Consider the following 11,392-nt stretch of genomic DNA (forward strand, 5'->3'; position numbering starts at 1 on the left):
GCGTTAACGGCGGCGACATCTGTTTGATGGAGTTCACGCTTGACACCTACTAAATTTCCAGACTTCCACATCCGATCGCTGATATGCAGCGACGAAGCGAAGGCTAGACATTAGAGTGAGCAGGCGTTAGGCCGTGGGATTGTCTAGGAAGCGGTCTGCAAGTTAAGGAGATATGGATTGCTGGTCTTTGAGCGTTTGTAGTGAGGTACTAAAAGCGGATGAAATTGTCGATTAAATAAGCCGTCGCGTTTGTCCGCAATATGAAAGCGGGATATCCCTTGGCTTGTGTAGAGACAAGGTTCTGGGTCTCCCGCTCTTGCCGCACTGTCTCTTTTTTACTTCTCCGTGAGTCTTTTAGTTTACGTGATAGCGATACCATCGTAGACCGCTGTTGCAACCGCTCTTACTTCGGTGCCAGTTTGTATTCCGAGGAGAAAATGTATATTCGGCGGCAAGTAGATTTCTGAGCTCCAAGTTATATCGCGGATAGGCCAGTTGCTTCCAAATATAGCCGTTAGATCATACAGTTCATGGAGCCCTGGAATTCTGCCGTATGGTAGGGCTGCGGCTCGCATTGCGCTATATGTACCTGTCCCAAGAGTATAGCAACTTCTATAAGTACCCATGATCTGGATGTTATAACTAGCGGTCTGTTGAGCGCTATCTATCACAGTGATAGTGGCAGTCCCCAATCCCTTGATCGTTACTCTGCCATTTGTGGCATCTACTGAAGCAATGCTTGAGTCACTGGATGAGTATGTATAAGGTTTAACGCCTCCGCTGGGTAGGCGCACGGAGCCAAAGTAAGCAATGTCTGTGGGCCCGAAATTAACCAACAGAAAACGCAGGTTGGGAATGATTCTGGGTGTTGTATCAAGCACCAGTGCCGGGGGGCGAATGGCAATGAGGCTGTAACGGGTATCAGGAAATGACAGTGCCTTCGCCTTATCCGCACTACCATCAAACGCCACCTCGCACTTGACAGTGACCTCACTGTTATTCGACAAACCGGCCAGCCAACTGCGTAACACCACCTTGTCGACCAATCCATTTGCAGCCTCTGTTGCGTTGATGGCAACGCCATTGAGCACAGGCAAATCGGCCGTCCCGGCACTGCTGCAAGTAATCCACACCCGCTGCCCCGTAGCACTGAAATGCCATTTCGCCACTGCAGCCAGCGCGTTGCCAGTAAATGTGTTCAGATCCAATCTTCCCCCCGTAGCGATGTTATTAATGATTGCGCGTGGCAAGTTCGCCGCAGAAATCGGTGTGACCGTCACGGTGACGGTATCGGATGGTGTGGTCGCGCCGCTACGCGTTACCTCGTACCTGAGGGTGAACGTCCGGTTACTGCTGCCGATATTGGCCGCGATGGCGCCGGAGGGAATCGTGAAGTCAACGGAGCCACTTGTGCTGCCGTCCTTGGCTGCAATGTCGGGAGAGCCCGCAGCACCGTTACCCACCATGAAGACTTTGATACGGTCGGTTCCCTGCATGTCGGGGTAGGACACCCGCACCGTACCGCCATTCAAGGCGCTCAACGGAGCCAGGGTCACCGAGGCACCACTGCCGGCCGCTTGAATCAGCACGGGCAGGGGCAAGTCCCTAAGTGCTAAGCGCACCGTGTAGATGGACTGCTGGAACAGTTGGGCGTTGGCCTCGACAGCGCTGCCGTCAAAGGTCACTCTGCAGGTGACGGTGATCTGTTGATTGTTCGGCAATGCCGCGAGCCAACTGCGCAGGACTGCCTTGTTCGCCAGCCCGTTCTGCGCTTCCGGCGCCGTAATCGCGACGCCATCGAGCACGGGCAAATCAGCTGAACCAGCACTGCTGCACCTCAACCAGACGCGCTGGCCGGCCACACTCAAGCGCCACTTGGCGACAGCAGCCGTCGGGTTGCCGGTAATGGTGCTGAGATCAAGTATGCCGCCACTGGCAACATTGTTGATCAACACTGGTGGAAGGTCTGATGCGTTGATTCGCTGCACGGTTAACGTCTGAATAAAGGAGTCCACCGGTTCGCCATTGATGGTGGCGATATAACGCAATTCGATGGTCTTGCCCACGCTGTCGGCGAGGATCTTCTGGCTGATGGCAAAGTCAACACGACCGCCGTCCAGGCCGTCCTTGGCGGCGATGCTGGCCATGGTGCCATCAGGGTAGATCCAGTGGGGTTGAATTCGGTGCGAGCCATTCATCCCCCCATAGGCGACCGTCACCGAGGCGGTATTTTCGTAGTCCAGCGGGTAAATGCTCAGGTTAGCGCCGATACGGTTGGCGAAGGCCGGCGCCGGCAATGTCGAAGGAATCGCCTGCACAATATGCTCGCGTACTCCAAACAACACCGCCTGATCCTTGCTCAAGCTTTCGGACAAGGTCACCCAGAAGCGGATGGTCAGCCGCGAGCCATCCTTGAGCCGGCGCAGTTTGTCTACCGGCGCAGGCGGGGAAATACCATTCGTCTCGCCAATGGTGGTGACCAGATTGGCCGTGTAGGTGTTCTCGATAAACGGCGTGTCATCAGCATAAGTGCCCTCGTAGGTCATCCACATACGCTGGTTGGCCGCGATGAAGTTCCACACGGAAACACGCGTGCGGGCGGCATCGTTGATTTGCGACAGTTGCAACACCATGCTGTCGCCCACCCCGTCAATGGTCGGCGTAGGCAATCCGGTCAGTGGCAGCAGTTCCAGGTTCAATACATCTGACTCGTAGGGAATGGCACCGCGGAAAAAATGGTACTGCACGCTGATGAGATTGCCGTCCTGGCGAATACCCTTGGCGATAAACTCGCTTGGAATCGGAACGCTCACCTCGTTGGTGGCGGGGTTGCCCTGCACTTCTGTGGCGTAGCTGCCGTTGCCATCGGGGCTGAGCCAGTCGATAAAAATCCGATCGGTCGCATGCATCGGCCGGAATTTCACGATTACGTGGGCGCCCGACAAAACTGCCAACGGGTCGAGACGATCCGGGAAGCGCTGGGCTTCGGCGACTTCCGGACGGTCCAACTCCACACCCACGCCAACGGTGAGGTTCAGCACTTCCGAGCGCAATACCTGCCGGGGTGGTCCGACGCGTTCCAGGCTGTAGCTGATGCGCAGGCTGCCGTTGAGGTTGAAGTCGAGGATGGTGCGGCTGACCGGGAATGTCAGCGGCCGGCCCTGGGTCGCCGCATTGACATGAATGGTGCCATTGGCCGAGCCGCCCAAGGCTGAACCGACGCAAATCCAGTGGTACACGTCACCGTCTCGGGCATCGAGGTAGGGCAAGGTCAGCAGCACGGTCGGGCCGGGAATGCGATCGGGGTTGATATTGTTGCCTTCGGTGCCCTGAAGCTGCGGCTGCGGCATGTCGACAACACGTTCGCCCACTTGGGCACCCACCTCTGCCGATTTGCGCGTGGTGACACCGTCGGTCACCACGTAGTAGAAATAAATCAGGCCCTGGCCGTTGAACTGTTGCAGGTCCTCCTTGCTGACATAACGGCTGCCACCCTGGGTGCCCGCCAGTTGGGAGTCGATATAGGGTGTACCACCGCCGCCGGGTATGCGGTGCTCGATGTACAGGGTTTCCAGCCAGTCGGGGTTGTGCGGTTCGTAGAAAGGTATGGTGACGGTGATGTCATCCTCAGGGTCAATCAAGCCCAGTTCGATTGGGTTGATCGTCACTCCCGGCATTGACACTGGTGTGCCGATCACGGTGACGGTGATGCTGCCGGATTTCCCGATGAAGACGCCGTGGGCATCTTCTATCACGAATGAAACCCGGAAGGAGCCGCCGACGATCTGCTTGATGACATCGTTACTGACCGGGACAGTGGTCAGGTATGTATTGGTCGCGTTCACCGCAGGCAGGGTAAATGGCGGGGTCGAACCATCCGCCAACGTGGCATACAGGGTGGCGATGACCTTGTGTGGCGGATTGGGTGCGGGAATCTGGCGGCCAGTGAAGCACGAGAGGGTAAAGACTGCGTCGCTCTGGGTATCGACATCAACCTGGGTTGATTCAACACTATCGACCATAAAGATCGGCGCTTCCAGCAGGCTGGGGTCCAGTTCGCTCATCAGGATGTAACGCTTGGAGTACGCGTATTTTTCCCCGGACATGTTCTCCACCACGTCCTGCACCCGAAAGCGCAAGGTCAGGGGCCCCAGCTGGCCGCCCTGGAGGATGATGTCTTTGCTGACGAACACCCGGATCGGTCCGCTGCCGGCCGCCTCTGCGGGGCTGACGATGTGTATGACGAAGATGCCGTCCCAGGACAGTTCGATACGGTCGTTCTGGCGGATATGTTCATACGGTTCGATCAGGCACCAGACGCCGCCCTCGGCAATCAACCGGTCAATCGTCGACCCTTCCGGCAAGCCCTCGACGGTCATCACCAGGCCGGTATGCCACTCACTGCCCGGGTCAGTATCAGTGCCGCCGGGGCGAGTGGTCTTGATCAGGATGGTCTGCAACGGCGAGGTGCTCTCCTGAAAGGTGCCGGCGCGCAATACCCGGCCGTACATCGGTATCTCGCCTTCAGGAACATGCTCTCTGGGCACGAACAGACCGTATCTCGGCTCGTCCTCAAGGGCAATATCGGCCGCTACTGCGTTAAGCAGATCATCCAGGTAAAGGCCGTAAAAGTCGGAAAGGCTCCACCCGGTCCACTTTTCAAACACGAAGTAGGCATACGGGGTGACATGGCGGATGGCCAGGCCGTACACGGCGTTTTCCGGGTAAAGGGTGGCGTGCAGTGGGATATGGGGGTAGGCAGAAAAAGGCGGGTCGAGGTCTTCGATCCGCCGGGGGCTGTTGGCCGTTGGGTTGGGGGTGTTGTAGACCACCATGTCCTGTGACAGCAGCAGCGGTGGGGCTTCATCACCGCGGGAATCGGCGGCGGGATCAACGAGTAGATTGGACATGGAACGGACTCCTTGCTGGAGGGGATGCGCGCGGAAGTAGGCGCGCATGAGGCAAGGAAAATCAGACACCCGCAGGGAGTGAGCGTCTACCTGTCAGAATTGACAGTAGCGACGGACGGCAAATCGCTCATGGAAAAATCAGAAAAGCCTCACTGGACAAAACTTCAAACCTTCACACTTTTTCTTACATATTTTTCACGTTTTATTCACATCCCAAGACGTAGGGTAAAGCCTCATCCGTTACAAACGTTGCACATCAAGCCCGCCGCCCCAGCGGGCTTTTTTTGCGCGTTTTTTGCCAGGATCGACTCCCCGGCGAAAAACCCAGGCGCCGCGTTCAGTTTGAAATTGAACGTTATCGCTTTGAGTTTTTCGCCGGCAAACCGGCGTCTACAGGACTATCAGCGCGTAGCCTTGGCGGCCGGGGCTGCCGCTTGCTCGCGAATGGCACGCTGGGTATCCAGCACCTTGGCCAAGGCGTTCTCGGCTTCCGGGCTTTGCTGGGGCACGCGAATCGCCGCGGACACCAGGGTGATCAGCTTGGCCATGACTTCGGCGTCAGTGGCCGGGCGTCCCAGGCTCATGGAGTTCATCAGCAGGCGCAATTCGGTGCCGGCCATGACCCCGGAAATAGCCTTGAGCGCAAATTGCAGGCGCACGCCCAGCTCATTGCGCGGCAGGTCCGGCAGCGCCAGGGCAAAGGCTTCGAAAAAGCGCTGGAACACCGGCTGGTAATGGACCTTGAGGTATTCCTGGATAAACGGCGACGTGTCGCTGTAGACCCGCCCCAGGAACCGGATGAACGAGCGCCCTTCCCCGCTGGCGCTCGCCGGGTCACTGCGCTCCAGGCCCATGGCCGGCGCAAACAGCACCCCGAGCAACGTGTCGCAGTCCAGCGGCCCGTCGGATTCGGCTTCGCAACGCGCCAGCAGTTCCAGGCGCTGCTCGTTGAGCGGCTCGAGGCGCTGCATCAGCAGGGTTTTCATCAGGGAATCCTTGTCCCCGAAGTGATAATTCACCGCGGCCAGGTTCACCTGGGCACGCTCGGTGATCTGCCGCAGCAGCACGGCGTCGTAGCCGTATTTGATGAAGAGAGCCTCTGTCGCATCCAGCAGTCGAGTCTTGGTTACATTTGGAGCGCTGAGTTTCTTCGCGACCATACAAGTTCCACGTGGGAAATATTGTTTTAAAAAATAATTTGATTTTTTATACCGGGGCCGCTGATCGAAAGCAAGTAGTGACACTGCGCCATATGATTGAAAGCCTTTGCCGGCGGGCTCGTTGAGGGTAGTTGAAGGGTTTTTGCCGGGCCTGCAGGCCTGCCGGGGAAATCATTTCAAAGGGTAAAACCGCTCTATATCCATGGCTGGCGAAGCGCGTAGAACACGGTTAGTATTCAAACAATATTTTAAAAACAAGAAATAAAACCAGTCCGTGACGCGTTCCAGGCAGCTCCCGAACTTGTTACAAGGATTTACCGGGGGCAGTGCGGCCGCGTCGAGACTGAAGGCGTAGTCATGATGACAGATACCCCCGCGCACCCAGGCTTGATTTCCCTGCAAGGCATCGGCAAAAGCTATCAGCTGGCCGGTCAACACCTGTCCATTCTCAATGATGTGTGCCTGACGATCGCCAGCGGCGACAGTTGCGGCATTCTCGGCGCTTCCGGGTCCGGCAAAAGTACCCTGCTGAATATCCTTGGCCTGCTCGACCTGCCCAATTGCGGGCAGTACCACTTTGCCGGTCACGATATTTTCAGCGCCAGCCCCGATCAGTTGGCGGCGATCCGCAACCAGCAGATCGGTTTTGTGTTCCAGAGCTTCAACCTGCTGCCCCGCCTGAGTGCCCTCGACAATGTCGCCCTGCCCCTGAGCTACCGCGGTGTGTCGCGTCACGAATCGGTGGAGCAGGCCCTGCGCATGCTTGAACAGGTCGGCCTGGCTGAACGCGCCCATCACCGCCCTGCCGACCTCTCCGGCGGCCAGCGCCAACGCGTGGCGATTGCCCGCGCCCTGGTGGGCAACCCTTCGGTGATCCTCGCCGACGAGCCCACCGGCAACCTCGACAGCACCACCGCCCAGGACATCATGGACCTGCTCCTGGAGTTGAACCGCGAGCAGCAGGTGACGCTGATCATCGTCACCCACGACCCTCACATCGCCGAGCGCCTGGAACGCAAGATCCTGGTACGCAATGGCGTGGTGCAAGAGGCCGGTCGCCTATGAGGGGGCAGGCACAGAGCAGCCTGCGGGTCGAACAGAGTCTCGGCCAACTGCTGCATGAAGCCTTGGTGAGCCTGCGCACCCTGGGTAAACGCTCGATCCTGGCCCTGCTCGGCATCGTGATCGGCAGCTCCTCGGTGGTCGCGTTGATCAATATCGGCCACAACGCGGCGGTGGATGCCGCGATGATTTTCAAGGACATGGGCACCGACACGCTGGTCGCCCAGTTTGCCACCAAGGGCAGCAATACTGCGCCGATGCGCGCCCGCCTGGATCTGGAGGCAGTGCGCCAGGCGGCACCAGGGATCGAACATATCGGCGCATTGACGCTGTTCAGCGGCCCCCTGCTGTTCCATGGACGTACCGTCAATGCCAACTTCGTCGGTAGCACCGACGATATCAAGGACGCGATGCGACTGGTGGTGCGCGAGGGACGGTTCCTGACGAGCTTCGACGCCAATGAGACCTACGCCGTGATCGGTGACCAGCTGTTCCAGGCGTTGAGTACTCCGGGCGATCCGCTGAAATTGGGTGATCGCGTGCGCATCAACGACTACCTGTTTCTGCTGGTCGGCATCCTGCAATCCCAGCCCCGCGCAATGCTGATGCCGGTACAGGCCAACGAATCACTGTTTCTCCCCGCCGAGGGCATGCGCCGCATCTACGCCACCCCGCAAATTGGCAATGTGATCATCCGCGCCGCCCCCGAACAGAACATGGACCTTATTGCTAAGCAGGCGGCAGCAGCCTTGCAAACGCAAACGCCCAATCATGAAGTCGCAATCACGGTGCCCCAGCAAATGATCGATGGCATGACCCGCCAAAGCCGTACGTTCGCCTACCTGCTGCTGGCACTGGGGGCGATCTCCCTGGTGGGCGGCGGCGTGGGGGTGATGAACGTGATGCTGATGAACGTCTCGGAACGCCGCCGCGAGATCGGCATTCGCATGGCCCTGGGTGCGCGCCGGCGCGATATCCGCAACCTGTTCCTGCTCGAAGCCGTGACACTCACGGCAGTGGGGGCCTTGTGCGGCGCGGTGTTGGGTATGACCTGCGCCTGGCTGTACGCGTGGATGTCGGGCTGGACATTTGCGCTGGCCACCGCCGCGCTGCCCTTGGGGGTGGGCAGCACGTTGCTGGTGGGCTTGTTCTTCGGTATCTATCCGGCGGTCTCGGCCTCGCGGCTGCAGCCGGTGGAGGCCTTGCGCGATGAGTAAATGGCTGTGGTTGCTCGCCTTGATCAGCCTGCACGGCATGGCCGCCGACATTGTCATCAAGCCGTCCGCCCCCAGCACCACCCGCAGCGGCTACGACCGGGGCGTGTCGTTGAAGGCCCAGGCCACCGACATGACCCTCGGTGACGCCGTGTACCTGGGCCTGCGCAACAACCCCGCGATTCGCAGTGCGTATCTGCAACGGGTGGCGCAGAAGTTCGATCTGCGCGTGGCCGAGGATGTGTTCAACCCCAAGCTCACCCTCAACAGTTATTACCGCAGCAACCGTGGCTCGGCCGACAACGCGCGCAATGCCAGCGTCGCCCCGGCCACCAGCCTGCTCGGCGAATACGGCACCCGCCTGAGCATGGCCTGGACCCAGCAACTGAACAACGCCGACCGCGCCGGCCGCTACCGCAGCGACGGTCTCGACCTGGCGATCATCCAGCCATTGATGCGCGGCGCCGGCTGGGACGCCACCACCGCGCCGCTGCGCCTGTCTCGCCTGTCGGAACAGGCCAACCGCCTGAACCTCAAGGCCACCGTGGCCCAGACCATCAGCCAGATCATCGCCACCTACCGCGAATTGCTGCGTGCCCAGGAGCAACTGAGCATCGTGCAGGACGCCCTCAAGCGCTCCGGCACGTTGCTGGAGGTGAACAAGGCGTTGATCAGCGCCGGACGCATGGCCGAGTTCGAAATCGTGCAGACCGAAGCCGATATCGCCACCCAGCAACTCGGTGTCGAGGAAGCCCAGAACCAGCTCGACACCAGCCGCCTGGCCCTGCTGCGCTTGCTGGCGCTGGACCTGTCCACGCCGATTCGCGCCACCGAAGCCCTGGAGGCCAGCCCCTGCAGATCGACAAGCGCCAGGCCTTCAACCTCGCGCAGAACCAGCAACCGGAATACCTCGCCGCCCTGCTCGGCAGCCAGCAGGCCGACCTCAACCTGGTGATCGCCAAGGACTCCGGGCGCTGGCAGGTGGACCTGGTGGCCGGCGCCAATCAGGTCCGCGACGCCTACGACAACGATGCCGGCCGCTCCAACAACCGCACTTGGGACAGCTACGCTGGAGTGCAGGTGCAGATCCCCATCGGCGACATCAGCACGCGCCAGGCCGAAGTGCGTGCGCGGGTGAATGTGGAGGATCAGGAGATCCGCATCACCGATGCGCGCCAGGAACTGGAACGCAGCGTCAACGACGTGGTGCGTGACCTCGGCACCCGCTGGCGGCAATACCAGATATCCCAGCGCGCGGTGGAATTGTCGCGGCGCAAGATCGAGATCGAGCGCGAAAAACTCAGCGCCGGACGCTCCACCAACTTCCAGGTGCTGAGCTTCGAGACTGACCTGCGCAACGCCGAGAACGCGCAACTCAATGCGCTGATCGCTTATTTGAACGCCCAGACCCAGCTTGACTTGACCCTGGGCATGACGCTGGAAAGTTGGGAAATCGCCCTCAATGACTACTAAACACAAAGGCCTGTTGGTTGTATTGATCGTGCTGCTGGCCGGCGCGGGGCTGGCCCTGCGCAACCAGACTGAAGGTCCGGCCACCGCCGGCGAGCAATGGTTGGCGGTGAAGCCCGACCCGCTGGTGCACCAGATCGGCCTGGTAGGCAAGATCGAACCCGACACCACCCTGACCCTCACTGCGCCCTTCGATGGCACTGTGCAGGCCAATCTGGTGGAGCAAGGCCAGCAGGTCGAAGCCGGGCAGGTGCTGCTGCGCATGGACCCGGCCATCCTCGAAGTGCAATTGCGCGAAGCCCTCTCCGCGCAGCTCAAGGCACGGCGCACCGTGCAAGAGATGCAGGACTGGGACAGCGGCCCCACCGTCAGCCGGGCCCGGCGCAGCTTGCGCACGGCCGAAATGAGCGCCGGCAACACCCAGCGCAAGCTGACCGAAAGCGAAAACCTGTTCCAGCGCGGCATCATTCCGCGCAACGAACTGGACGACCTCAGGCAGCAGACCCAGCAGCAACAGCTTGACCTCGCTTCAGCGCGCAGTGAGCTGCAACAGGCACTGGACCAGGGCAAAGGCGAATACCGGCAGATCGCGGACATGGAGCTGACCAACGCGACGGTGAAATACGATGCCCTGCACACACTGCTCGAAGGCAAGGAGCTCAAGGCACCGTTTTCCGGGATCGTAGTGCCGCCGCCCGGCAACAACGCCACTCAGGGCGGCGGCGGCAACAACGCACCGGTGCAGGCCGGCAGCAGGGTCAACCAGGGGCAGGTGCTGTTTGGCCTGGCCAATATCGAACGGCTGAAAATCGTCGCCAAAGTCTCGGAGCTGGACATCAACCAACTCCATCAGGGCCAGGCGGTGGAAGTGATGGGCGACGGCTTTGATGGGGAGCGGCTGAGCGGCTCGGTGAGCGTGGTCAGCGGCCTGGCGATTTCCAGCGACGGCCAGGGCAGCGCGCAGTTTCCGGTGACCCTGTCGATCCCCAAGCTGACACCGCAGCAGTTGCAGCGAGTGCGGCTGGGGATGAGTGCGCGCTTGACCATCGTCACGTACAACAATGAACAGGCGATGGTGATTCCAAGCCAGGCGCTCCAGGCGGACATGACCGTGGAGTACCGAGCGGCAATGGATAAACCGGTGGAGCGCGTCAAGGTCACCACCGGGCAATCGACCCCGCAGGGGGTTGAGGTGTTTGGCCTGAAACCTGGGTATGTGAAGATCCCGGGATAAATGAACATTCAAATGTGGGGGGCTGGCTTGCGGTTATCTGCTGATACAGGGGTGGCTGACCCGTCGCTATCGCAGGCAAGCCAGCTCCCACAGTGGAGCTGCGCCAGGTACAGGAATCAGGCCTGCCATAAACCAGTGTGGGAACTGAGCCAGACACAGAATTCAGTCCCGCCACAAATCAGTGTGGGAGCTGAACCAGGCACAGGATTCAGTCCCGCCACCAACCAGTGTGGGAGCTGGCTTGCCTGCGAAGGCGGTGGATCAGCTGCATCATGGTTGACTGACACTGCGCCTTCGCGAGCAAGCCCGCTCCCACAGTGGAGCTGTGTCAGGCACAAGAAT

At 60.0% G+C, this 11,392-nt stretch carries 5 protein-coding genes and 1 pseudogene; 4 read left to right on the top strand and 2 right to left on the bottom strand.

The window, feature by feature from the left end; translation table 11 throughout:
- Positions 1–359 precede the first annotated feature (359 nt).
- Positions 360–4,910: an Ig-like domain-containing protein gene (locus tag JFU04_RS17965; RefSeq protein ID WP_201145197.1), complete on the bottom strand. Its 4,551-nt coding sequence runs from the start codon at positions 4,908–4,910 to the stop codon at positions 360–362.
- Between the two features lie 401 nt (positions 4,911–5,311).
- Entirely contained in the window at positions 5,312–6,070 is a 759-nt protein-coding gene (locus JFU04_RS17970; protein ID WP_065900958.1) for a TetR/AcrR family transcriptional regulator, read from the bottom strand.
- 357 nt (positions 6,071–6,427) lie between these two features.
- Here JFU04_RS17970 and JFU04_RS17975 point away from each other — a divergent pair, with 357 nt between their 5' ends.
- The 4 genes and pseudogenes from JFU04_RS17975 to JFU04_RS17990 all read left to right on the top strand — a co-directional run bounded on the left by JFU04_RS17975 (position 6,428) and on the right by JFU04_RS17990 (position 11,050).
- Positions 6,428–7,135 (top strand): ABC transporter ATP-binding protein, encoded by a 708-nt coding sequence (locus tag JFU04_RS17975; protein ID WP_120448988.1) that lies wholly within the window; start codon positions 6,428–6,430, stop codon positions 7,133–7,135.
- Entirely contained in the window at positions 7,132–8,349 is a 1,218-nt protein-coding gene (locus tag JFU04_RS17980) for an ABC transporter permease (protein WP_106803405.1), read from the top strand. The genes JFU04_RS17975 and JFU04_RS17980 overlap by 4 nt, the downstream gene beginning before the upstream one ends.
- Positions 8,342–9,819, top strand: a pseudogene (locus JFU04_RS17985) (TolC family protein). Before JFU04_RS17980 ends, JFU04_RS17985 begins: the two are co-directional and overlap by 8 nt.
- Complete coding sequence (locus JFU04_RS17990) at positions 9,809–11,050, top strand: efflux RND transporter periplasmic adaptor subunit (RefSeq protein WP_201145199.1); 1,242 nt, start codon at positions 9,809–9,811, stop codon at positions 11,048–11,050. Before JFU04_RS17985 ends, JFU04_RS17990 begins: the two are co-directional and overlap by 11 nt.
- Positions 11,051–11,392 lie beyond the last annotated feature (342 nt).

Origin of the sequence: Pseudomonas sp. TH21, assembly GCF_016651025.1 — a bacterium.
Taxonomy (GTDB): domain Bacteria; phylum Pseudomonadota; class Gammaproteobacteria; order Pseudomonadales; family Pseudomonadaceae; genus Aquipseudomonas; species Aquipseudomonas aylmerensis.

Bases quoted from the DNA above. Each gene is read 5' to 3' on its own strand.
- JFU04_RS17965 (WP_201145197.1), bottom strand. From the start codon at position 4,910: ATGTCCAATCTACTCGTTGATCCCGCCGCCGATTCCCGCGGTGATGAA.
- JFU04_RS17970 (WP_065900958.1), bottom strand. From the start codon at position 6,070: ATGGTCGCGAAGAAACTCAGCGCTCCAAATGTAACCAAGACTCGACTG.
- JFU04_RS17975 (WP_120448988.1), top strand. From the start codon at position 6,428: ATGATGACAGATACCCCCGCGCACCCAGGCTTGATTTCCCTGCAAGGC.
- JFU04_RS17980 (WP_106803405.1), top strand. From the start codon at position 7,132: ATGAGGGGGCAGGCACAGAGCAGCCTGCGGGTCGAACAGAGTCTCGGC.
- JFU04_RS17990 (WP_201145199.1), top strand. From the start codon at position 9,809: ATGACTACTAAACACAAAGGCCTGTTGGTTGTATTGATCGTGCTGCTG.